This is a genomic window from Brumimicrobium mesophilum, assembly GCF_003025005.1.
GTDB lineage: Bacteria > Bacteroidota > Bacteroidia > Flavobacteriales_D > Crocinitomicaceae > Brumimicrobium > Brumimicrobium mesophilum.
The window spans coordinates 16,050-39,174 of record NZ_PVSS01000004.1; the positions used below are offsets into that span (position 1 = coordinate 16,050).

At 33.5% G+C, this 23,125-nt stretch carries 19 protein-coding genes; 13 read left to right on the forward strand and 6 right to left on the reverse strand.

The annotated features are described in order from the left end of the window. Positions 1 to 26: 26 nt before the first annotated feature. From C6368_RS04760 to C6368_RS04770, 3 genes are all read right to left on the reverse strand, one after another. On the reverse strand, positions 27 to 3,647 hold the full coding sequence (locus C6368_RS04760) for a PAS domain S-box protein (protein WP_107038047.1): 3,621 nt from the start codon (positions 3,645 to 3,647) through the stop codon (positions 27 to 29). A gap of 102 nt (positions 3,648 to 3,749) precedes the next feature. Continuing rightward, positions 3,750 to 5,105, reverse strand: a complete 1,356-nt coding sequence (locus C6368_RS04765) for a sigma-54-dependent transcriptional regulator (RefSeq protein WP_107038048.1) — start codon at positions 5,103 to 5,105, stop codon at positions 3,750 to 3,752. 440 nt (positions 5,106 to 5,545) lie between these two features. Further along, positions 5,546 to 7,135, reverse strand: a complete 1,590-nt coding sequence (locus C6368_RS04770) for a peptide chain release factor 3 (protein WP_107038049.1) — start codon at positions 7,133 to 7,135, stop codon at positions 5,546 to 5,548. A gap of 212 nt (positions 7,136 to 7,347) precedes the next feature. On the opposite strand from C6368_RS04770, the gene C6368_RS04775 reads away from it, so the two are divergent. The 4 genes from C6368_RS04775 to C6368_RS04790 all read left to right on the forward strand — a co-directional run bounded on the left by C6368_RS04775 (position 7,348) and on the right by C6368_RS04790 (position 10,198). Beyond that, on the forward strand, positions 7,348 to 8,010 hold the full coding sequence (locus tag C6368_RS04775) for a murein L,D-transpeptidase catalytic domain family protein (protein WP_159038437.1): 663 nt from the start codon (positions 7,348 to 7,350) through the stop codon (positions 8,008 to 8,010). 296 nt (positions 8,011 to 8,306) lie between these two features. Next, on the forward strand, positions 8,307 to 8,498 hold the full coding sequence (locus C6368_RS04780; RefSeq protein ID WP_107038051.1) for a cold-shock protein: 192 nt from the start codon (positions 8,307 to 8,309) through the stop codon (positions 8,496 to 8,498). Positions 8,499 to 8,780: 282 nt separating this feature from the next. Then, a complete protein-coding gene (locus C6368_RS04785) occupies positions 8,781 to 9,455 on the forward strand; it encodes a response regulator transcription factor (RefSeq protein WP_107038052.1) in 675 nt (224 codons plus the stop codon). A 209-nt stretch (positions 9,456 to 9,664) separates the two neighbouring features. Next, complete coding sequence (locus C6368_RS04790) at positions 9,665 to 10,198, forward strand: hypothetical protein (RefSeq protein ID WP_107038053.1); 534 nt, start codon at positions 9,665 to 9,667, stop codon at positions 10,196 to 10,198. 486 nt (positions 10,199 to 10,684) lie between these two features. On the opposite strand, the gene C6368_RS04795 is transcribed toward C6368_RS04790, so the two are convergent. Continuing rightward, positions 10,685 to 12,022: a UDP-N-acetylmuramate--L-alanine ligase gene (locus C6368_RS04795; RefSeq protein ID WP_107038054.1), complete on the reverse strand. Its 1,338-nt coding sequence runs from the start codon at positions 12,020 to 12,022 to the stop codon at positions 10,685 to 10,687. Positions 12,023 to 12,323: 301 nt separating this feature from the next. Between C6368_RS04795 and C6368_RS04800 the strand changes: the two genes are divergently transcribed. From C6368_RS04800 to C6368_RS04815, 4 genes are all read left to right on the forward strand, one after another. Beyond that, positions 12,324 to 12,866 (forward strand): hypothetical protein, encoded by a 543-nt coding sequence (locus C6368_RS04800; RefSeq protein ID WP_107038055.1) that lies wholly within the window; start codon positions 12,324 to 12,326, stop codon positions 12,864 to 12,866. 112 nt (positions 12,867 to 12,978) lie between these two features. Further along, positions 12,979 to 13,722 (forward strand): tRNA pseudouridine(38-40) synthase TruA, encoded by a 744-nt coding sequence (gene truA, locus C6368_RS04805; RefSeq protein ID WP_107038056.1) that lies wholly within the window; start codon positions 12,979 to 12,981, stop codon positions 13,720 to 13,722. A 240-nt stretch (positions 13,723 to 13,962) separates the two neighbouring features. Beyond that, a complete protein-coding gene (locus C6368_RS04810) occupies positions 13,963 to 14,787 on the forward strand; it encodes a PorV/PorQ family protein (protein ID WP_107038057.1) in 825 nt (274 codons plus the stop codon). After that, positions 14,787 to 16,862 (forward strand): hypothetical protein, encoded by a 2,076-nt coding sequence (locus tag C6368_RS04815; RefSeq protein WP_107038058.1) that lies wholly within the window; start codon positions 14,787 to 14,789, stop codon positions 16,860 to 16,862. The genes C6368_RS04810 and C6368_RS04815 overlap by 1 nt, the downstream gene beginning before the upstream one ends. Positions 16,863 to 17,106: 244 nt before the next feature. On the opposite strand, the gene C6368_RS04820 is transcribed toward C6368_RS04815, so the two are convergent. Next, positions 17,107 to 17,583 carry a DUF2452 domain-containing protein gene (locus C6368_RS04820; RefSeq protein WP_107038059.1) on the reverse strand — a complete coding sequence of 159 codons (477 nt, stop codon included), beginning with the start codon at positions 17,581 to 17,583 and terminating at the stop codon, positions 17,107 to 17,109. Between the two features lie 146 nt (positions 17,584 to 17,729). Between C6368_RS04820 and C6368_RS04825 the strand changes: the two genes are divergently transcribed. The 3 genes from C6368_RS04825 (at position 17,730) to C6368_RS04835 (ending at position 19,869) form a co-directional block, all read left to right on the forward strand. Further along, positions 17,730 to 18,545 carry an enoyl-ACP reductase FabI gene (locus C6368_RS04825; protein WP_107038060.1) on the forward strand — a complete coding sequence of 272 codons (816 nt, stop codon included), beginning with the start codon at positions 17,730 to 17,732 and terminating at the stop codon, positions 18,543 to 18,545. A gap of 321 nt (positions 18,546 to 18,866) precedes the next feature. Continuing rightward, positions 18,867 to 19,358, forward strand: a complete 492-nt coding sequence (locus C6368_RS04830; RefSeq protein ID WP_107038061.1) for a hypothetical protein — start codon at positions 18,867 to 18,869, stop codon at positions 19,356 to 19,358. A 28-nt stretch (positions 19,359 to 19,386) separates the two neighbouring features. Beyond that, complete coding sequence (locus C6368_RS04835) at positions 19,387 to 19,869, forward strand: hypothetical protein (protein ID WP_107038062.1); 483 nt, start codon at positions 19,387 to 19,389, stop codon at positions 19,867 to 19,869. Between the two features lie 88 nt (positions 19,870 to 19,957). Here the strand turns inward: C6368_RS04835 and dnaA are convergent, their stop codons facing one another. Continuing rightward, entirely contained in the window at positions 19,958 to 21,388 is a 1,431-nt protein-coding gene (gene dnaA / locus C6368_RS04840; protein WP_107038063.1) for a chromosomal replication initiator protein DnaA, read from the reverse strand. Positions 21,389 to 21,699: 311 nt separating this feature from the next. Between dnaA and C6368_RS04845 the strand changes: the two genes are divergently transcribed. Both C6368_RS04845 and C6368_RS04850 read left to right on the forward strand, forming a co-directional pair. Continuing rightward, complete coding sequence (locus C6368_RS04845; RefSeq protein ID WP_234369088.1) at positions 21,700 to 22,143, forward strand: acyl-CoA thioesterase; 444 nt, start codon at positions 21,700 to 21,702, stop codon at positions 22,141 to 22,143. Further along, on the forward strand, positions 22,133 to 23,095 hold the full coding sequence (locus tag C6368_RS04850; protein WP_107038064.1) for a formimidoylglutamase: 963 nt from the start codon (positions 22,133 to 22,135) through the stop codon (positions 23,093 to 23,095). The genes C6368_RS04845 and C6368_RS04850 overlap by 11 nt, the downstream gene beginning before the upstream one ends. Positions 23,096 to 23,125 lie beyond the last annotated feature (30 nt).

The following is a 23,125-nucleotide window of genomic DNA, read 5'->3' on the forward strand; positions in this document are numbered from 1 at the left end:
ATTCTCAATATTTTTTATCTGGAGAACTATTCATCGAGTTCATTCACAATTTTTGATAGTGTATCGGTAAGTTGATTCACCATCTTTTTAACCTCTTGTGGATTAGTTTCTAAGGATTCTATTTTTTCTAGTTTTCTCACTAAATCTTTCAACGAAGTAATTCCCATTTGATCTATACTTGGTTTTATTTTATGAGCCGTCTTTTCAATTGTAGTCATATCATTCTCATCAAGTGCTTTTTTCAGGATTTCAGTATTTTCTTTTGCAATTGAAATGAAAATTGAAATCATTTTCTGCACAAACTCTTGATTTCCACGACTCATCTTTTCTATAGTGCTCAAATCATATAATTGTGGAATAGATTCCCTAAAAGCACTTGTGTTATTTTCCAGGTTTTTACCATTATTTATTTTATTGGTAAACGCTAAGTTCAACACATGTTCAATTTTTACAAAGAAATCTTGTTCATCATAGGGTTTTGTAATGAAATCATTCATTCCTTTACTGAGGTACAAGTCGATGTCGTGTTTAAATGCATTCGCCGTTAATGCTATGATAGGAGTGTCAATTTTTAATTTTTCTCGTATATAAGTCGTGGCCTCAACACCATCCATTATCGGCATTTGTATATCCATCAAAACCAAATTAAAGTTTTCATTTTTAATTTTATCAATGGCAATTTTTCCGTTTTCAGCTTCTGTAGTTTCAAAACCAAGATAATCTAAACTTTGTATTGCAATAAAGCGATTCATTTCATTGTCTTCAACCAACAATGCTTTCATCCCTCTAAAGGATTGGGCTTCAATTCTTTTACTTTTTGAAACTAAAAGTTCTTGATCCCCAATAGGTAACGTAAGCGTAAAACTACATGTTGTTCCCACGCTCTTAGTGCTTTCAACATGCATTTTTCCACCCATTAATTTAATTAAATCGTTGGAAATTGCCATTCCTAACCCTGTACCTTCATATTGTCTTACTGCTGTATTTTGTTCCTGTGAAAATTTATCGAATATTCTTGTCACAAAATCCTCAGACATTCCAATTCCAGTATCTGTAATGTCAAATTTTAAACTTTGTGTATTTTCATTTTCTTCGATACAGTCCACAGAAAGAACAATACTTCCTTTGTCGGTAAACTTGATGGAATTCCCCAATAAGTTGATTAAAACTTGTCTAAGGCGTGTTTCATCACCCTCCAATACTGGTTTTATTTCCGAACTAATATTGATTTTAAAATCCAAGTTTTTTTCAATGGCTTGAGAATACATGATAGAGTGGACGTTGTATGCTAATGCACTTGGACTAAAAGGTTTGGTGACAATTTCCATGTCTCCCGATTCTATTTTTGCAATATCAAGTACGTTATTTAAAATTGTAAGTAAATGTTTTGCAGAACTTTCAGATTGTTTGACATAAAAAACTTGATCTATAGTTAAATTTTCTTTGGCTAATTGGCGAATCATTCCGATAATTACATTTAGGGGAGTCCTGATTTCATGGCTCATATTAGCTAAGAAAAGTTCTTTCGCTTTTGCTGCAGCTTCAGCAAAATTTTTAGCTTTTGCCAGTTCTTGTTCCAATATCTTTTGATCTGTAATATCAAGATGAACTCCTATATTACCAACCAATTGACCTTTATCGTTGTAATTTGGTGCTACAGTAACAAACCACCAATGTGGATTTCCTTTTTTAACCGTAACCTCAACTTCATAACTATCATATAAAGTAAGTCCTTTACTTTCCCTATTTGCTCGAAGAATCTCTTGTTGTTTTTCATTTAAGAAAACCGCTTCTGCATTTCTACCCTTTAACTCATCAACGCTGTAGCCAGACATTTCACAAAAACTTTGATTAGCAAAAATGATTACGTTATCTAAATCAACTTCCAACAATCCTAGATTCATATTAGAGGTGATGTTCCTATACTTTTCTTCTTGAATTGTAAGCTTATTCTCCCATTTTTGACGGTTACGAATATTGATTAGCATTTCTCCGAATAATTGGAGTAATCGTTGTTCTTTGTCACTGTATTTATGTAATTTTTTTACAGAATCAAAACCAACAAAGCCAAGGAGTTCTTGACCGTCAAACATAGGTATCGCTATTAGGCTTTTAATTCCTTGAGATGCTATAATTTCTTTCAAACCTTGATCTTTTTCCTCTGTCAGTTCCTCGACATTTGGCACATAAAAGGCTTCTCCTTGCTGGTGCTTTTCAACCCATTGAGGAAAAAATTCAATAGGCATGTCTTGTAAATTTTCAATTTCAGGATCTATTCCATCGTTACACCATTCATAGGTGTTTGAGGTCGTTTTCTTATTAAAATCATAATCAAAAATATAGGCTCTATCCGCAGAAACAAAAAGTCCCATTTTCTTCAGGGAATTGTTGATGGTATTTTCAACATCCTTTGGATCTAAATTAATGTAAGTTGAGGCAATATCAATCAAGGATTCCTGTAAGGCCAATTCCTGATCGAGCGTTTCCAATGTTAAACTTTGCTGTGTTATATCTATAATAACTCCATCTATTCGATTGGGATTATTGTTTTCATCCCTTATGATTTTTCCTTTGTTTCTTAAACACTTTTTTTCTCCGTTTGAGGTCGTAATTTTATAATTAACATTGAAACTTCCGGTTTTTTCAATTTGTTGTTTAATATTGTCAACGATTAGTTCATCTTCAGGAAGTATCACTTCTTTCCAATACTGTTCCTCCGATAGATTTGAATCAAAATTACTTTCGTATAAAGATTTAAAGGATGGTGTAATGAAAATTAAATTATAGTCTGGCAAACTAACCGACCAAACCACATCAGTCATTTTATTAAATATACTTTCTAATTTCTGGTTTGTATCAGTTAAAGCTTTCTCTTGCTTTATGTTTTTACTTATGTCGCGGATATTTGCAATAATAAAACCTTTTGAATTAACTTCAATATAATTCACGGTAGCTTCAACGGGAATTCTTTTACCATTAATTTGGTTAACGTTTTCCCCTCTAATTACCACTTGGCCATTGTTCTTTAAATCATCAACATGGCTTTTCCATTTTATCGGATCTTTTAAGGAGGCCTCAAAATCACTAACATAATAGTCCCTGACATTTCGAGGTTCAATTCCTAATCTATCACTCGCCACTTGATTGAGGTAATACATTCTACCATCTTCCTCTGCTATTTGAATGGCGTCTGAGTATTGGTCTATCATTTGTTGCTGTAACTGAAGGTGACTTTCTTCCTGAATGTGATGAATTTCCCTTCCCAGTTGATATACAACCTTGTTTAATTCAATAAACATCTCTCGGTTGAGTTGCTTCTTCCTTACTAATACTAACCATCCGTAATTATCTAATGAATAGCCATAGAAGTGCAAATCATCAATACATTTATATATTGGGTCATTTTTTTCAGGATCGATTGTATTGGAAAACGCATCAAAACTTGACAACCAATCTGACTTTGATTTTAGGTCTTGCGGAACAACAAAGGGCCATTCCTCATCTCGATAAATTGCAACTCCAAAACAGTTAAGCTTGCTTAGATACAAATTCAAAATAGAAGGTAAACTATTCTCTAAATTCTTCTCGACCCTTTGGTTAAGTGATATTTCTAATAATACCTTTATTTCTAATTTTTCTTTTTCCATTGTTCTACAACTAAAATTTTATTGATTGTTTTAAGAACTGAATCCTTTTGTATTAATTCTAAACCTTCAATAATTATATTTTTATCTGCTTAATATTGGTTTCTATTTACGACTGATTTCACCACCTTTAATAAGGTTATAAATTTTCGATTTTCCGATATCAAGTTTGTCAGCAACTACAAGTACGTTATCGTCATATTTCTCCAGATAATGTGATATAATCTCAACTTCGTAGGCTTTTAGTGTTTTTTCTTTATCTGAATAAGGATTGGAATTCGTGACTTCATAAAAAGTTAAATCTTTTGCTTCGATGGTATTATCGTCTGCCATAACGCAAGCCAAATCAATGGCTGCCTTCAATTCTCTCACATTCCCAGGCCAATCATATTTTTGCAATTTACTTTTCGCTTCACCATTTAATTTTAAAGGTTTTACCTTATTCAATTTTGAATATTCATCAATGAAATATTTACTCAAAATTATTATGTCCTGATCTCTTTTCCTCAGTGGAGGAAGTTCAATAGGTAGTCCAACAGTACGAAAAAACAAATCTTCTCTAAAATTTCCTTCTTTGATTTCTTCTGGCAAATTTCTATGTGTCGCTGAAATCAATCGAATATCAACTTTTATGGGTTTATTCCCACCTACACGAACAACTTCTCTTTCTTGTAAAACCCTTAGCAATTTACTCTGGAGAGTTAGGTCCATTTCACCAATTTCATCTAAGAATAGAGTACCGCCTTGCGCTTGTTCAAATTTTCCAATTTTAGTTCCTGTGGCTCCAGTAAATGCACCTTTTTCATGACCAAATAATTCCGATTCAGCGAGTTCTTTTGGAATAGCTCCCATATTCACTGCTACAAATGGCTTTTTTCTCCTGCCACTATTGAAATGAATTGCTTTAGCATATACTTCTTTTCCAGTTCCTGTTTCTCCTGAAATTGAAACATTTATATTTGAATTTATGGCTTTTTGTAGTAGTTTGAAAGTGTTTTTAATCGCTTGACTCTGTCCAATTATTGTGTTTTCAAAACTATATTTTTGACCTAATTGTTCTTTAAGTTCTTCTACTTCTTGGCGTAAATTTAAGTTCTCACGTATGTTAATGATGGACTTCCAAAGTTGGTCTTTGGTGTGGTCATCTTTAATTATGTAGTCTTTTGCTCCTGCTTTTAATAATTCTACCGCCACGCTAATTTTTTCCTGGGCACTAATTACGATTACAGGCAAATTGACATTAAACGACTTAATTTCTTTGAGCAACTCTTTACCGGTTAGATCGGGCAAGCCAAAATCCATACAAATCAAATCTGGTTTCTTATATAGATTACTTATAAGTTCCTTTCCTGATGTGAAAAGTTCAATTTCATAGTCTGGATTCATACTTAAATGGTGTTTAAGTATTTGACTATACCAGGGGTCATCTTCTACAATTTGTATTTTGAAATTTTGTTTCATTTAGTAGTACTATTCAAATTAATTAATTCAAAAAAGTATGCTTTAACTTCGCTAACTTAAAATAAATAAGTTATCCTTTTCAGGATAAAAATAACAAAAAATAATAGAGTTTTCAGTTTAAGAATTACGATTACTTAAAAGGAATTGAATAATGATTTGAAGATAATAGGATTATATACTAAAAAAATATTTCATCACCATTTAATACCAATTAACAGGTAAGACTGTATGTTCAATTAAAGTGGAAGTGAACCAATGTAAATAATTTGGCTATTAAATTGCAAAGTGGTGTTTTATATGTAACTTATCACAGTTTTAAATTTCAAATTAAATTTGGTAAGAGAACCAATAAGGTTGTATTATCTAAAGTTTTTCTACCATAATTTTTGTTTAGCTCACTTTAGGGCTAAACCAATTCGTAATTTGAAATTCTTAATTGATTACTTCACCTTAAACTCACTTGTCTTGTGGAATGTAATTTCTGGATAATCTCTTTCTGCCATTTCTAATAAGAAAGAAGTTTCAGCTAAAAATACTAAGTTTTCGTCTTTATCTTTTGCAATACTCCCAACTTTAGCTCTAGTGAATTTCTCAATTTCAGCTGGCTTGTCTGATGTTATCCAACAAGCTTTGTGGTAATTTAAAGGAGTGAAAGAACATTTTGCTCCATATTCATGCAATAAACGATATAAAATAACCTCAAACTGAAGTTGACCAACCGTACCAACGATCTTTCTACTACCTGGTTCTTGAATAAACATTTGAGCAACCCCTTCATCCATTAATTGACGAATTCCTTTCTCTAATTGCTTAGACTTCATTGGGTCATCATTTCTTAATTCTTGGAAGAATTCTGGTGAGAATGATGGAATACCTACAAAATTAAAGTCCTTTCCTTCTGTAAGTGTATCTCCAATCTTAAAATTACTAGAATCATAAAGTCCAATTACATCTCCTGGGTAGGCTTCGTCGACAATGCTTTTGTCTTGGGCCATAAATGAAGTTGGATTGGCAAATTTCATCTTTTTTGAATTCCTTACGTGCTTGTAAAAAGTGTTTCTTTCGAATTTCCCTGATACTATGCGCAAGAATGCAATTCTATCTCTGTGATTTGGATCTAAATTCGCGTGAATTTTAAATACAAATCCTGAAAATTTTGAATTTTCCGGCTCAATAAATCCTTCATCTGTATCTCTTCCACGTGGAGAAGGTGAAATTTCAACGAAAGCTTCAAGTAATTCACGAACACCAAAGTTGTTTACCGCACTTCCGAAGAATACAGGAGCAACTTTTCCGCTTAAATAATCTTCTTGATTAAATGGGTCATAAACACCATCTACCAATTCAACCTCGTCACGTAATTCTCCAGCAGCTTTTTCTCCTATTATTTCATCCAATTGAGGGTCTGTTAAATCACTGAACTTAATTAATTCCTCACTAATATTCGTTTTATTTCCATCAAATAAACTCAATTCATGCTTATACATGTTGTAAACACCTTTGAATTCATCTCCCATTCCAATTGGCCATGCTAATGGACGAACGTTGATGTCTAGTTTTTGTTCAATTTCATCCAAAACGTCAAATGCATCCTTACCATATCGATCCATTTTATTAATGAAAATGATCACAGGTGTATTCCTCATTCGACAAACTTCCATTAGTTTCTCGGTTTGACTTTCAACACCGCTGGCATTGTCAATCACTAAAATTACACTATCTACTGCTGTTAATGTGCGGTAGGTGTCTTCAGCGAAATCCTTGTGACCAGGAGTATCAAGAATATTTATGTGTTTGTTTCGATAGTCAAAAGCCATTACGGAAGTAGCAACAGAGATTCCACGCTGCTTCTCAATTTCCATGAAATCGGAAGTCGCTGTTTTCTTAATTTTGTTACTTTTTACCGCTCCTGCAGTTTGAATTGCCCCACCAAAAAGTAAGAGTTTTTCAGTTAATGTCGTTTTACCGGCATCAGGATGGGCAATAATTCCAAACGTACGTCTTTTTTCTATCTCTTTTTGATTCGTCATAAATATCAGGACATTAGTCGAATACGTGAAAATAGTATTCTAATTCGTGCGCAAATGTAGTGACAATTTATTATTTTTGCTGCGCTATGTTAAATAAAAAACCCCTTCAAACATTTGCATTTCTTGGTGTGATGGTATTTTTTTTAGGTTTTACAAGAGAAAAAACCAGTCAAAATTATTATGTCCCTTTTCATAATATAGATAGTCTTGAAATGGAAAAAACAAAAATGAAATCTTCAGTTTCTAATAACTGGGACCAATTTGTAATTTCAAGCTATGATTGTTTAGCTGACACTTCATTGTCATTTGATGCTTTTAGCAATGGATTAAAAGGTTATTATGTTTTAAAAGAGAAAGGATCCCTTAAGCAGGAAAACGTATTGACAATTGTGGATTTTACTCAACATTCCTCAAAGGAGAGAATGTACCTTATAGATATGAACTCATTTAAAGTGATCAAAAGGTCATTGTGTTCACATGGGAAAAATACTGGGTCAGCTATGGCAACTCAATTCTCTAATACGAATGGAAGTTTACAAAGTAGTTTAGGTTTTTTCCTTACTGCTGAAACTTATTCTGGAAAGTTTGACTATGCGATGCGCTTGGATGGATTAGAAAATGTAAATTCTCGTGCTCGTGAACGCGGAATAGTAGTTCACGGTGCAAATTATGCAACAACATCATTTTTGGAAAGAAATGGGGGAGTGCTGGGGAGAAGTTATGGTTGTCCAGCTTTACCAAAGGAGGAAGCATCTGAAATTATTGATGAAATCAAAGAAGGGAGTTGTTTCTTTATTTACTCCAATGACCTAAACTATTTAGAAAGTTCACAAATTATCAACGGAAAGATTTATTTGTCGGTTGTTGAAGCATAAAAAAATCATTTAGCTGCCTTTTAATGCCATGAACAAGAGGTGAGGTAGCGTATGAATATTTGAAAAACATCAAAATACTGAAGAATTTCAATAATGGGTAAGGCTGTTAAGCTTTATTCTGAATAGACGTTTTTTTGTTTAAGCACTTGTTTGTGTGGTGTTTATAGGGTGTTGTTAGATTTTTGAATATGAACAGATTGTTAATTTTAAAAATAATTCAAAGAATTATTGTTTTTAACTTGGATACTGCGAAGTGAAGAACTACATTTGTGCTTTATATTTTTAATTATTTTATTATGCCACAAGGAACAGTTAAGTTTTTTAACACAGAGAAAGGATTCGGTTTTATCGTACCGGAAGATGGAAATGATGTATTCGTTCACGCGAATGGATTAATCGACGAAATTCGTGAAGACGATAAAGTTGAGTTCGACATCGAAGAGGGAAGAAAAGGATTAAACGCTGTTAACGTTAAAGTTATCGGTTAATTATAATTTGCTTTAAGTACTCTAAAGGGTTATCGTTTTACGATAGCCCTTTATTTTTGCGTCAACTTTTTTGTTAGAATGGGATTAGTAATTGTCTGAATAGTGCTCTTATCAATATTTTGAGTATTTCTGAATCAACTGCTATCAATAGTTGTAGTCGTTATAACCGTTAATTATTTTGTGATTTTAGTGCGTTTATTAATTTGTATGTCCGCATAATCTTTTTCTATCTTTTATTTAAAACCATTCTAATTAAGAAGATAAAAATCTTATCTTTGTCACATGAAAGTTATCATAGCAGACAGTAATGATATTGTACGAGTAGGTTTACGATCTATCTTGGCTAACGATTCTAATATAGAAGTCGTATGTGAAGTAGTTTCAAGTGAGCAATTCCTTGAACAATTGAAATCCACTGAAGCAGATGTTGCTTTGCTGGATTATACTGCTCCAGGTTTTACAATTGATGTTATTCCTAAGGCATTAAATGTGAATAAAAGGTTGAAAATCGTAGCTATTACCCCCGAGCAAAATGCTTCTGTTATATTGGATGCGTTGAAATCAGGAGTTATGAGTTACATTAAGAAGGATTGCGATATCCCAGAAATTTTAGCTTCTGTAAAGGAAACCGCTGGAGGAAATAAGTTTTTCTGTGGTCAAATTTTGGACAGCATAAGAAAATCCTCTATTGATGTTGAACACTTAGAGAGTGAAAACTTCTCTTGTGAACCGGTTTTGCTTTCTGAAAGAGAGTTGGAAATCATAAAATACATTGCAGAAGGAAATACAAATGCTCAAATTGCCGATGTACTTTGTTTAAGTCCACATACTATTACAACACATAGAAAAAATATTATGGCAAAGTTAGGAACGAAAAACACCGCTGGAATTGTGATGTATGCAGTGAAATCGAATTTGGTGAGTCCAAATAAGTTTTTGTTTAGCAGGGAAAGCTGAAAGATAATTGATGATTCAACATTTGTATCCTACAAGTAGAGGGGTGATTCATTAGTGTTTAAATGTTTTGATTATCAAAATGTTCTGTACTTGTATTCAAGTGTTTGTTTAAGTTTTTACCGCTGACTTTTGATTCAAAATTGAAATTTCAAAATATGTATTGTCGTTTTAAATTATTATTCGTTTTACCAATATTTACTTTGTTTAATATGAGCATTTTATCACAGTCGAATGATTCACTTCCTTATCGAGAAATTCCAAATCATCCAGAAAACTTCAGTGCTGGAGGAGTGGCCGCTAGGATCATGGACGGACTTGGATTTAGGTTTTATTGGGCCACTGATGGTTTGAGAAATGAAGATTTAATTTATAAACCCAGTGGAGATTCTCGCAGCGTAGATGAAACGATCGATCATATTTTATCTATGACCAACATGGTTGTTTTTTCGGTTTGTAAAATTAAGAATGAAAGAAATGTTGAATCGACTTTTGAAGAAAAAAGAGCGCAAATTTTGAATAATATTAAGTCTGTTAGTGATGTTTTGTTAACGAGCAGCTCAGAAGATTTTGAAAATTACAATATTGTTTTACGAAATGGTGATACTCTTCCATTTTGGTATTTTATCAACGGTCAAATTTCAGATTGTATTTGGCATTGTGGTCAAATTTCATCTTTTAGAAGAATAACTGGAAACCCTTTAAATGCTAATGCGAGTATGTTTAAAGGAGAGGTTAGGGATTAAATCATTTCTGGAACTTCATATTGTGTGTAAACACAATGTTTTTTTTCAAGAATTGTGTGAATTCAATCACGTCAACTCTAATGCTGTCCAAAACGTAGATATTTTGAACAAGTAAATCACGTCAGTTCGAGTGCCGGAGCAAAGCGGAGGTGTATCGAGAACAAGTGAAAATCTAGTAGGGATTACTCTTGTTCTCGATACAAATTCTTACGCCCGAATGTTATCGGTAGTAAGAATTCACTCGAACTGACGATGGCTGATACAAATTCCTTACTTTCTATTATTTTAATTTGTGTAGGTCGTTTGTTTAAGCCCCGACGGAGCTGAATAGCCTAATGAACTCTTTTGCTAATTTTTACTGAATGTTTGTAGAGCGACCAATGGAATGCTCTTATACCATTTTAGTAAAAAAGTAACAGAGGAGTTAGCTTGGAAGTGAAGACGGATAAAGGCTCCCTAACCTAACTTAACTTAAGGCTAATTTTATTATAACTTATTGTAATCTACTCCATCAAAATTTCCTGAGCTCATCATTAAAAGCACCATATTGTCTGTACTCTCGTCTTCGATAAAGTCCAACACTTTTTGAGTTTCGGTTTCTACTTGCACATTTTTGCCAAACGCTTCGTATACATCTTCTCTAGTGATAGGGTCCAGTTTTTTGTGCTCTACAACCTTCGGACTAAAATAAACCAGTGCTTTGTCGGCAGCTTTCATGGCGTCTTTGTATTGAGGTAGAAACTCTTTCTTTAATGACGAAAAAGTATGCAATTCCATACAAGCGACAAGTTTTCTGTCAGTATATTGTTCTTTTACTGCCGAAGTGGTAGCTTTTAGTTTACTTGGAGAATGAGCGAAATCTTTATAAACAATTCTTTCAGGTGTTTCATTTATTTTTTCCAATCTTTTTCCTGCCCCAGTAAAGTCTTTCATTGCTTCTAAGAAGTCTGTCGGAGCAATGCCTAAAGCTGCCACTACGTTTAAAGCACCATATAAATTCTGTAAATTATGGGCACCAAATATTTTTAGCGGGAACTTTTTGCCTACATAATGAAATACAGTACCTTCTTCATTTACATCATATTGAGGAGTAGTGTATGGCACAATTTTCAGTCTATCGATCTGTTTTTCAGCAACTTTTTCAGTGTCAGCGTCTTGTTCATTGTAAACCAAAATCCCATCGTCTTCAATAACATCACAGAATTGATCAAATTGGTCAACGTAATTGTCATAAGTTGGAAAAACGTTGATATGATCCCAAGCAATACCGCTAATTAAGGCAACATGTGGTTTGTATAAATGAAATTTTGGTCTTCTGTCAATAGGAGAACTCAAATATTCATCACCTTCCAAAATGATGACATCGTTTTCTTCCGTGAGTTTCACCATGCAGTCGTAACTCTCTAATTGAGCTCCAACCATGTAATCTACAGGGAAATCTAAAACTTGCAACGCATGTAAAATCATTGATGTAATTGTTGTTTTCCCATGCGAACCGCCTATTACCACACGTTTCTTGTTTTTCGATTGCTCATAAATATACTCAGGATATGAAAATATTTGCAAACCTAATTCTTTTGCTTTGGCTAGTTCTGGATTGTCTGATCTGGCATGCATTCCTAAAATTACAGCATCTAAATCGGTAGTAATATTTTCTTCATTCCATCCTATTTGATCAGGAAGAATCCCATCTTTTTTCAATCGACTTTTTGAAGGTTCAAAAATTTCATCATCAGAACCCGTCACAGCGAATCCTTTTCTTGATAATGCGATAGCTAAATTGTGCATAGCACTTCCTCCAATGGCGATAAAATGAACTTTCATAAAATATATTTTTGTAGCATAAAATTAATCATCTTTTAGTGCGACTTTGCTGTGAAATTACTTTTCTATTAACTTTTTGGTGTTGATAGAGGAGGTGTAATTTGAGACAATTTTTTAATTCTGTTTATAAAGCCTTTTTAATAATTAAAAATATTCATTTGACTTTATTCCTTAGCGATGTATATATTCCGATTGAGTTAATGTTTATTAGAAAGTAAAATATGAAAATATACGTCAGTTGTCGTATTGATTAAAAGTGGGGATGTCATGACCTTTGTAGTGAACATTAAAAATTACAATTATGAAAAATTTTATTTTATCAATCGTTATCGCATTTGGGTTAGGATCAGTAGCTTCGGCACAAACTTATAATGAAGGAGACAATATATTAAATATTGGTATCGGGATAGGTTCTGCATTTAGAACTGGAACTTCTACATTGCCACCAATTTCTGCATCTTTTGAACATGGTTTTACGGATAAAATAAGTGCAGGTGGTATACTGGCTTATATGGGGTCGAAAGAAGAGTCTCAATTTGGTTCAACAAAATACATTTATAAATATTCCTATATTATTTTGGGTTTAAGAGGTAGTTACCACTTTTACAATACTGATAAAATTGACGCTTATGGAGGAGCAACATTAGGTTATGTAATTGGTAACTCAAGGGTTGAAATTGAAGGGCCAAATTCATTTTTCACACCACAACCAACTTCTGTAAGTGGAGTAGCTTATGGAATTCATGTCGGAGGGAAATATTACTTTAATGAAAAAGTTGGTGCTTTTGCAGAGTTGGGTTATGGAATGGCTATTTTAAATTTAGGTATAACCGTGAAACTTTAAAATTCACAAAAATGATTTTAATTAAAGAGAGTTCATATTATATGGCTCTCTTTTTTGTTTATTAGAATTAAATCTTGCTTTAAATTTTCTGATAAATCCTTACTTTCACGGCATGAAGAAACGACTCTTTTTTCAATGCGCATATGACGGTACAGAATATTCTGGTTGGCAGAAACAACCGGTGGTGAAAACAATTCAAGGCGCAATTGAAGAAAAATTATCTATGTTATTTGGAAATCAGCCTATAGATATTGTGGGTTGTGGAAGAACAGATGCAGGAGTTCATGCCTTGCAATCTTATTTTCATGCGGATTTGGATCCTGTATTCACGAATGATCAATTAAAATATAAATTAAACAACATGCTTCCATTAGCAATCGCAATAAATGAAATTGTAGATGTTGATGATGAAGCACACGCACGATTCGATGCTACCAAGAGGACGTATCATTATTTTCTACACCAAAAGAAATTGCCCTTTCATCAAAATGATAGTTGGTTTTATCCATCAGAAATTTCAATCGGGAAAATGAATGAAGCGGCGGCTTATTTAATAGGAAGACAAGATTTTACTTCATTTTCAAAGTTACACACGGACGTTAACAATAACTTTTGTGAGGTTTATAGTGCAAAATGGGAAGTTATCGGTGATCAATTGCGTTTTGAGGTAAGTGCCAACCGATTTTTAAGGAATATGGTTCGTGCTATTGTTGGGACTTTATTGGAAGTAGGAAAAGGTAAAATTCCACCTAAAGAAGTCAAAGCAATCATAGCGGCTGAAAATAGAGGAGAAGCTGGGTGTTCTGTCCCAGCCAAAGGTTTGTTTTTGCAGAATATTGAGTATCCTTATTTATAGATGTAGTCCTGATTGATTACTCTTGTTCTCGATACTAATTCTTACGCCGATTGTTATCGGCAGTAAGAATTCACTCGAACTGACGAGAGTCGATACAAAATATCGGTAGCAAGAATTCACTCCAACTGCCAGAAAGCTTCAAATTCAATTTTGATTGATGTTTTTTCATTTCAAAGGGGGAATTCTAACTTGAACTTTTTATATTCGTTCAATATTAGTCCTTATTCATAAACTGAATTGATGAAAACACTACTTATAACAGGTTTTACATTGTTTTTTGCTGTGGCCATAAATGCGCAAGGATGGTTATCACAAGGGGCTCGTGTTGCAGCAATGGCAAATAATGGTGTGACTTTGATTGATGCTTTTTCTTATCATCATAATCCTGGAGCGTTGGGTTTTATTGAAGAAGGTAGTGCAGGAATTTCCTATGAAAGTCGATATGCGCTTAAAGAGTTACAAACACAAAGTGTTGCCGCAGCAGTTCCTTTAAAGGTTGGCGTTATTTCGGTAGGTGGACAATTTTACGGATACGATACATACAGAACAAACAGAGCTGGGTTGGGTTATAGTATGAGATTATCAGATAAAATTGCCGCTGGTATTCAAATCAATTATTTAAGTACACGATTAGATCCGGCCTATGGAATTAAGCATGGTGTGAGTGCGGAATTTGGAGCTTTAGCAAAATTAACTGATAGGGTTAATTTAGGTTTTTCTGTTGTGAATATTGGAAGGACGGAACTATCAGAATACAAAAACGATAGATACGGAACTATTTTAAGATTAGGTATTTCGTATCAGTTACTTGAAGAATTAATTTTAGTTTCAGAAATAGAACAAGAGATTAATTTTGATACAAGATTGAGAGCAGGAATAGAATATCATCCAATCGATTTATTGTACATCCGAGCAGGAGTCCAAGGAGCACCGATGGACTTCGCATTTGGCTTTGGTTTGAATTATGAAAGGTTCAAATTGGATTTATCAACGCAGTACAATCAAATTCTTGGTTGGACTCCTGCAGCTTCATTTGTATTGGACTTTTATACACCTAAAAAATAATGAGGTTTCTTTTAGTCATATCGCTTACTTTAATCTTCTCCTCTGTATTTGGTCAATCCAAGAATGAAGTTATCCAACAAAGAATTGAGTTTATTGCTCAGGATTTAGAAGCTGAAGAAATTTCCTTAGAAGATGTTTTTGATGTGTTGAATAACTATTACGACAATCCATTGAATTTAAATGTTGCGACAAAAGAAGAGCTTCAACAATTATTACTTGTAAATGACTTTCAAATTAATTCACTTTTAAAAGCTAGAGATGAAAAAGGTGCTTTTAATACAATTTTCGAAATTAATGAAATTGAGTTTTGGGATCTAATCACGTTGGAAAATATTCTACCATTTGTCATGGTCTCCAAAGTTGAAGAAAAAGAGAGTGGAAGTCTAAAAAAATACTTGAAAGAAGGAAAAGTTGAAGCGTTTTTTAGGTATCAACGAAATATCGAAGACAAAGCTGGATACGCTGATGTTACTGATGAAGAGAGAGAGGAAAGTAGCAAATATTATTGGGGTGATCCAAATAAATTGTATTCTAGAATAAGATATACTCACAGCACCGATTTCAGTATTGGAGTTACCATGGAAAAGGATCCTGGTGAACAACTTTTTGGTAAAACTCAACCTAAGGGATTCGATTTCTATAGTGCCCATGCCTATTATAGCGGAAGTAAATTTCTACGAAAAGCTGTAATTGGAGATTATCAAGTGCAATTTGGTCAAGGGTTAGCTATGTGGACGGGTTATGGATTCAGTAAAACAGCAGATGCAACTTCAGCAAGAAAAAATGCCAGAGGAATAAGACCGTATACTTCAACGGATGAAGTGAGATTTATGCGTGGAGCTGCTGTAGAATTGGGTGTGAAGAATTTTTCATTTACAACATGGGTTTCATACAAAGGCGCGGATGGTTCTGTTGAAATGTTAGATACCTTAGATTCTGAGGAGGCGAGGTTGGCTTCTTCCATCAACTTGACTGGAACTCACCGAACAACTTCAGAACTTGAAAGACAAAACAGTTTACAGGAATTGATTTATGGCGGAAATATTAAATATGAAAACCGAAATTTTCAAGTGGGATTAACAGCTGTACAACAAGCGTATGACGCCTTTTATCAAAGAGCTGATAGATTAGTCAATAAATATCAATTCGCGGGTAAAGAATTATTGAATTTAAGTGCAGACTATTCATATATCTACAGAAATTTAAGTGTTTACGGAGAAGTTTCCCAAAGTAGAAGTTCTAACGCTGTTGCTATATTACAAGGTGTTTCTGTGGCCATGGGGAAACGTGCTTCATTAACCGCTTTGTATAGAAACTATCCAAAAGATTATCATACATTTTATGCCCAAGGATTTGGAGATGGGAGCAATACCAATAACGAATCTGGAATTTACTTGGGTGGTTCATTCAAATTGAATAAAGAATGGAGTTTAAATTCATATGTTGACTTTTTTAAGTCTCCGTGGTTGAAATTTAGAGTGGATAGTCCGAGTGAAGGACATGAAGTTTTGGGCCAACTTAGCTATAGACCAAGTCCGCGATTTGAAACTTATTTAAGGGTTCGTGAAAAGGATAAGATGATTAACGCCAGTATTTATGAAGGAAATATTCGTCCAATTGAGCGCTATAAACAAAGGAAATATCAATTTGGATTAACAACAGACTTGGGTTCTGGTTGGAAATGGAGATCAAGAATTGATTATGTAACAGATCAGCGTGAAAGCACAGGAAAACAAGATGGATTTGCTTTAACACAAGATTTACTTTACAGAAGTAAGAAATTCCCACTTGAACTTTCTTTGCGTTATGCAATTTTCAATACAGATAGCTACGAAACAAGGGTTTATTCTTATGAATACAATTTAGAAAACGTGTTCAGTATTCCAGCATATTTCAACAAGGGAAGTAGGTCTTACGTAATGCTCAGATATACGTTCTTTAATGAGAAATGTGATTTATGGTTGCGTTATGCGGCTTTTGTTTACAATCAAGAAGAAACTTTGAGCAGCGGAACTGAAGAAATTACTGGTAATGTAAAAAGTGAAGTTGGAGTTCAGTTGAGGGTGAGATTGTAATGATGTACGATGAATGTTGAGTGTTGTAATTTGTACTTCCCTAGGACAATACCCGTAAATAGCGTTGACCGTTTTTGTTAAAATCCTCAACTTACTATTTCCATCCCAATCGGAGAATTTTGATCCAGAGGTTTTTCTCTTGGACCTTCACAAAATCTCTGCTGCTTCCCGCGACTCTGCGAAATTATTATTTTCATTTTTCTATGAGACCTTTGCGAAACCTCCTTTCGTTTGCGGTTCATCCCTAAATCTCTAGGTCGCTCTTCTCCAAAACATCCCAAGTGTGATCGGCAAGCAATTGAACGGTTGCAACGAATTCAAAAGTCTTTTTAGATCTTCCCCATTGGTCGGGAGCAATAAGAGAAAGTAAATATGTTTTATCGTCCTTTTGATAAAGGTGATAGATATGGTTAATCAAAGGTTCGAAGCGCATTTGAGCTCCATAAATTTTCTCTGATATCGTTTTTCTATCTTGCAATCCTTTCGCTTGATTAGCCAAAAAGTTCATTTGCTCATAAAGCTGCTTTAGTTGCATATCTGTTTGATGTTCCATAGCATTCAAGGCACGACTTTTCAATTTACCTTCATCTTCGGGTTTTACCAATGCGCTTCCTGGAGTATGCGGGTAAGGAAGATTATGAGGATTTTCCGTAATATGGTCTGGATCTATCGGGTTAATAAATTCGGGATTCTTGTTTTCGTCTTCCTTGTTTTTGGACATGATTTTTATCTTTTTGCGCTTTGAAGGTATAACACGAAGATACCATTTTGGTTCAGAAGTTTAATGTGTTTTTCTAATTGTTTTATATTGGAACTTTATTAATTAAGTTTTCTATTTTTGCAGGTGAATGAAATTTAAATTATAACATGGCGAATAATATACTAAAAGGTAAGCGTGGAATTATTTTTGGCGCATTGAATGAGAAGTCAATAGCTTGGAAAGTGGCCGAACTAGCTCATGCAGAAGGAGCGGAGTTTGTTTTGACAAATGCACCTATCGCAATGCGAATGGGAGAAATCAACAATTTGGCTGAGAAAACAAATAGTCAAATTATTCCGGCAGATGCAACTAGCGATGAAGATTTAGAAAACTTGATTGAAAAATCAATGGAAATTCTTGGTGGTAAAATAGACTTTATCTTACACTCAATTGGAATGTCACCAAATGTAAGAAAAGGTAAGCATTACACCGAAATAAACTATAAATTTTACAGTCAAAGTTTAGATGTTTCAGCAACTTCTTTACACAAAGTATTGGCTATTTCCATGAAAAAAGAGGCAATTAGCGAATGGGGTTCTGTTTTAGCTTTGACATATATCGGTGCACAACGAATTTTCCCTGATTATAATGATATGGCAGATGCAAAATCTTTATTAGAATCAATTTCTCGTAGTTTCGGATATCATTATGGAATCAAAAACAAAGTGAGGGTAAATACAATTTCTCAATCACCAACTGCAACAACTGCAGGTGAAGGAATTAAAGGATTTAATGAATTTATTACATTCAGTGATAAAATGAGTCCATTAGGAAATGCAACGGCAGAAGCATGTGCAGAATACTGTGTGTCTATGTTCTCTGATTACACAAGATATGTTACGATGCAAAATCTTTTCCATGATGGAGGATTTAGCTCAACTGGAGTAACTCAAGAAGTAGTAGATAAATTTGCAGAAGAGTAAATTTCCGAAATATTATTATTATGAAAGGATGCTGAAAGGTGTCCTTTTTTTTTGTTTGCTATTTATTGAGTTATTAATCTAAGATCAGAAAAATATAAAGAGAATAATTCCTATTTTATTCAAATAAGTGGTTGAAACCACTATTGGATATCTCAGCATTTCAATTAGTGAGGGATGAATCCCTCATCAATTGGTTTTTATCGTAAAATGAGAGTTCTTAAAAATAAGAGATCAAGGATTTGAGTTTTAAACACGATTGTTGAGGGTTTAGAGAATAATAATAATCTATTTACTATTTTAGAGAAAATTATTTTATTAACTATGAAAGCAACCAAAGCAATAAAAACTAAATTTCTATTGATTTTAATTTCCTTAACATTTTGTTTATCAGGTTGTAATGGTGAGAGTTTTCAAAAGAAAGAAATTGAAGATTTCATTGGAACATGGGAATTACAAGGACGCTCAATGTTCGATGGAATAAAAATTAAAATAATCAAGAACAAACAGGGTGAGTTGAAGGGAGAGATCTTATCGCTCAACAATAATAAATTCGTAAAAATGTTTGCCGAGTCAAATGATTCATGGGTGAGTTCAATTACTAGAAAATCCAATTATGAATTTAAATTAGTTGAAAAGAAATTAGGAAGTGCTCTATTCTCAGTATATGGATTGGACACATCCACAGAATTTAAGGCTCAATTTATTGATGAAAACACAATTGGCTTGAGCTCTGAAAGCGGAAACCCTCAGAATTCTTCTGTAAAATACATTAGAATTACTTTAAGTGAAAAAACAAGTGTAACAAAACCTTAATGTCATGTTATATTTTTAAATCTACGCTATGAAAAAAATAATTTTATCCTTGAGCATTTTGCTATTTGTTGGAGTTTCCTATTCTCAGTGTCCTGTTAAGTACCCCAATGAGATAACTATTAATTTGATTGGAGGAGGGGCCAATTATGGTGGTTATAGTCTCAAAATGTTTGGTAAAGACGCAGAAAAACTCAAAGATGCTTTAATTACAGAATATCCAAAATACAAGCTTAGAGGTTCAAGGTATGTAATTAAGGATGTTATTATTCCCGGTATTGAGGAATCGATAACTCTTCAAATATATCAAGGAAAGCATGAGATTAATGACAGTACAACAACCTTTAGTTCATTTAAGAACATTGAGGAGAAAAAAAAGTATTTGTTGAAGCTAGAGCAAAATCAAAGTTTGGGAGTTTATGTCTATTTCAAAAAGAAGAGGAAAAACGCATTCAAAGAAATTGAAGAAGCTAAAATAGCCAAGGCATACTTTGAATCGCTTTACAAAGCATAGGGATTTAATTTCTTTCTAATTTAATTCTAAAAAACAAAAATGCCGAATGAAAATCTCATTCGGCATTTTTATATCTTAAGCAGACATTTTACTGCATTGATAATTTCTTTTCTAAATCATTTAAGTAAGCCTTAAATTGTTTGTCTGTTTCCGACAAGTTGGTGACTGTTCTACAAGCATGAAGAACTGTCGCGTGATCTTTTCCTCCACAATGAGCTCCAATATTAGCCAAAGAAGATTTTGTCATTTTCTTAGAGAAGAACATAGCGATTTGACGTGCTTGAACGATTTCTCTTTTTCTAGTTTTAGATTTTAAAATCTCAATTTCAATATCAAAATAGTCACAAACCACTTTTTGAATGTATTCGATAGAAACTTCACGGGTGATGTTCTTCACGAATTTGTCAATCATTTGTTTTGCTAAATCTAAAGTGATCGCTTTCTTGTTTAAAGATGCTTGTGCAATTAAAGAATTCAATGCCCCTTCGATTTCACGAACGTTTGTATTTATGCTGTAAGCAAGGTATTCCACAACTTCCTTCGAAAGTTCGATTCCATTGCTGTACATTTTCTTTTCAAGGATTGCGATACGCGTTTCTAATTCTGGCGCTTGCAAATCTGCTGATAATCCCCATTTCATTCTACTCAATAACCTTTGTTCCATTCCTTGAATGTCAACAGGAGATTTGTCAGAAGTTAAAATGATTTGTTTACCGTTTTGGTGCAAGTGATTAAAGATATGGAAAAATACATCTTGTGTTTTTTCTTTACCAGAGAAGAATTGAACATCATCGATAATCAATACATCCATCATTTGATAGAAGTGTACAAAATCATTCGAAGTGTTGTTCTTAATAGAATCAATAAATTGGTGAACGAATTTCTCAGAACTAACATATAAAACTGTTTTGTTCGGAAATTGCTCTTTAATTCCAATTCCAATTGCGTTTGCTAAATGTGTTTTACCAAGACCAACACCACCATAAATCAATAAAGGATTGAAAGCTGTACCACCGGGTTTGTTTGCTACTGCATAACCAGCAGATCTTGCTAAACGATTACAATCTCCTTCAACGAAATTTTCGAAAGTATAAGAAGCATTTAAATTAGATTCAACTTCGATTTTCTTTAATCCTGGAATAACAAAAGGATTACGGATTTGATCTTCACCAACTTTTAGAGGGACAGTGACAGGAGAGTTTCTTAAGGAGCTTCCGCCCGACGTAGGAATTTTAACTGTGTATGGAGTAGAGTTAGGAGTGTTGCGTTCCATGATAATACTGTATTCTAGTCTACCATTAGCACCCAATTCCTTTTTGATTACCTTCTTAAGTAATCCAATGTAATGCTCTTCTAACCATTCGTAAAAGAAGTGTGACGGAACTTGAATAGTTAAAACATCTCCATCTAACTTCACGGGAACAATCGGTGAAAACCAAGTTTTAAAAGCTTGTAATGGAATGATGTCTTTTATAACTTTTAGACAGGCGTCCCATTTTTGTTCATGCAATTGGCTCATTTAATCAGTTTAACGCGTTTATAGCAAATAAATATATAATTTGTGATTTTCAAAGTCACTTTTTGTCTCTCAATTGAAGGGCAAATATTTGGATAAAAAAGTTTAAAAAAAAATCAAAAGGGTATTGACTTTTAAAAAACTTTTACATCTAAAATAAATATTAAAATAACTTCTTTTTAATCGTTTTCGTCGTAAAAATATGTTATATTATCGACAAATTTGTAAAAAAAAAACAGTTCTAGATTTCCAATAAAATTGTTCTACAATGTACGCAACTTTTTTAGAATAGAAACTTAAAAATGTAAAAAATAATGAGTAAAAACAAGGATTGTTTGCATCAAGGGGAAACTCAAATTCGTGTACGTTATGGTGAGACTGACCAGATGGGATATTGCTACTATGGAAACTACGCACAGTACTTCGAAGTTGGCCGTGTTGAAGCAATGAGAGAACTAGGAATGTCTTATAAAGATATTGAAAATAAAGGGTTTATGCTTCCTGTTTCAACATTTAGTGTAAATTATAAAGCGCCAGCTTTGTATGATGATTTACTTACGATAACTACTAGAATTACTGATCTAAAAGGTGTGCGTTTATGTTTCGAATATGAAATAAAAAATGAAGAAAATAGACTGTTAGCCACCGCTGAAACGGTTTTGGTTTTCGTTGATAAAAATACCATGAGACCAGTGCTACCACCTGATGATTTTGTAACAATTTTGTACTCAAATAAACCTGAATTAAATGCGGAGTAATTTTCAAACTTTTGAGCTGTTAAAATTTACTAAAACAGACATAAAAAAATGCATTTCTCCGAGGGAGGGAGAAACTAAGTTGGGGCAAGTTATTAACAATTCTGAAAATGCAAAGTATGTAATTTTGGGAATTGAAGAGAGCATTGGTCCAAAAGCAAATAACGGTCGAGATGGAGCAGAAAATGGCTTTAAATCGTTTTTAAATGCATTTTTAAATATGCAATCAAATGAATCTTTAGAAGGTGGAGAAATTTCGGTTTTGGGAAGAGTTGTTCAACGTATTGAAATCGGTGAGGAACTTTCGAAAGCTGTTGAAGAACTCGATGAATTTGTATTCGACATCTTAAATGAGTTTTTAGCCGCAGGACAAATTCCAATTGTAATTGGAGGAGGACACAATAATGCTTTCCCTTTGATTAAGTTTTCGGCGCATCGTTTTTCTAGCGCAGTCAACGTTGTGAATCTTGACGCACATGCCGATTATCGATTATTGGAAGGAAGGCACTCTGGAAATCCGTTTTCTTATGCTTTTAATCAAAAGGCTTTAAATAAATATCATGTTTTTGGTTTGCATCAACGTTACAATAGTCAAAGAATTCTTGATGATTTAAGACATGATGGCCATACTTTTACTTTTAATGAAGATTATTTATTGATTAATCGAAATTATCTACAAGATTTTAAAGATGTTCAAACTAAAATGCAGCATCAAAAAGAATATTTAGGAATTGAGCTTGATTTGGATGTGATTGAAAGAATGCCAACAAGTGCTTTTTCTCCTGTTGGAATTTCAATTCAAACGTGCAGACAATATATTCGTGTTTTCGCAGAAAGTGACCATGTTGCATATTTGCATTTACCTGAAGGTGCACCGAAAAATGAAGAGGAGGAAAGGATTGTAGGGAAAACTTTGGCTTATTTTGTTAGCGATTTCATTATTGCGCATGGTTAATCAAATTCTTTACACTATATTGTTCTATAC

Excerpts from the sequence above, each read along its gene's own strand:
- C6368_RS04760 (WP_107038047.1), bottom strand. The coding sequence starts at position 3,647 with ATGGAAAAAGAAAAATTAGAAATAAAGGTATTATTAGAAATATCACTT.
- C6368_RS04765 (WP_107038048.1), bottom strand. The coding sequence starts at position 5,105 with ATGAAACAAAATTTCAAAATACAAATTGTAGAAGATGACCCCTGGTAT.
- C6368_RS04770 (WP_107038049.1), bottom strand. The coding sequence starts at position 7,135 with ATGACGAATCAAAAAGAGATAGAAAAAAGACGTACGTTTGGAATTATT.
- C6368_RS04775 (WP_159038437.1), top strand. The coding sequence starts at position 7,348 with ATGGAAAAAACAAAAATGAAATCTTCAGTTTCTAATAACTGGGACCAA.
- C6368_RS04780 (WP_107038051.1), top strand. The coding sequence starts at position 8,307 with ATGCCACAAGGAACAGTTAAGTTTTTTAACACAGAGAAAGGATTCGGT.
- C6368_RS04785 (WP_107038052.1), top strand. The coding sequence starts at position 8,781 with ATGAAAGTTATCATAGCAGACAGTAATGATATTGTACGAGTAGGTTTA.
- C6368_RS04790 (WP_107038053.1), top strand. The coding sequence starts at position 9,665 with ATGAGCATTTTATCACAGTCGAATGATTCACTTCCTTATCGAGAAATT.
- C6368_RS04795 (WP_107038054.1), bottom strand. The coding sequence starts at position 12,022 with ATGAAAGTTCATTTTATCGCCATTGGAGGAAGTGCTATGCACAATTTA.
- C6368_RS04800 (WP_107038055.1), top strand. The coding sequence starts at position 12,324 with ATGAAAAATTTTATTTTATCAATCGTTATCGCATTTGGGTTAGGATCA.
- truA (WP_107038056.1), top strand. The coding sequence starts at position 12,979 with ATGAAGAAACGACTCTTTTTTCAATGCGCATATGACGGTACAGAATAT.
- C6368_RS04810 (WP_107038057.1), top strand. The coding sequence starts at position 13,963 with ATGAAAACACTACTTATAACAGGTTTTACATTGTTTTTTGCTGTGGCC.
- C6368_RS04815 (WP_107038058.1), top strand. The coding sequence starts at position 14,787 with ATGAGGTTTCTTTTAGTCATATCGCTTACTTTAATCTTCTCCTCTGTA.
- C6368_RS04820 (WP_107038059.1), bottom strand. The coding sequence starts at position 17,583 with ATGTCCAAAAACAAGGAAGACGAAAACAAGAATCCCGAATTTATTAAC.
- C6368_RS04825 (WP_107038060.1), top strand. The coding sequence starts at position 17,730 with ATGGCGAATAATATACTAAAAGGTAAGCGTGGAATTATTTTTGGCGCA.
- C6368_RS04830 (WP_107038061.1), top strand. The coding sequence starts at position 18,867 with ATGAAAGCAACCAAAGCAATAAAAACTAAATTTCTATTGATTTTAATT.
- C6368_RS04835 (WP_107038062.1), top strand. The coding sequence starts at position 19,387 with ATGAAAAAAATAATTTTATCCTTGAGCATTTTGCTATTTGTTGGAGTT.
- dnaA (WP_107038063.1), bottom strand. The coding sequence starts at position 21,388 with ATGAGCCAATTGCATGAACAAAAATGGGACGCCTGTCTAAAAGTTATA.
- C6368_RS04845 (WP_234369088.1), top strand. The coding sequence starts at position 21,700 with ATGAGTAAAAACAAGGATTGTTTGCATCAAGGGGAAACTCAAATTCGT.
- C6368_RS04850 (WP_107038064.1), top strand. The coding sequence starts at position 22,133 with ATGCGGAGTAATTTTCAAACTTTTGAGCTGTTAAAATTTACTAAAACA.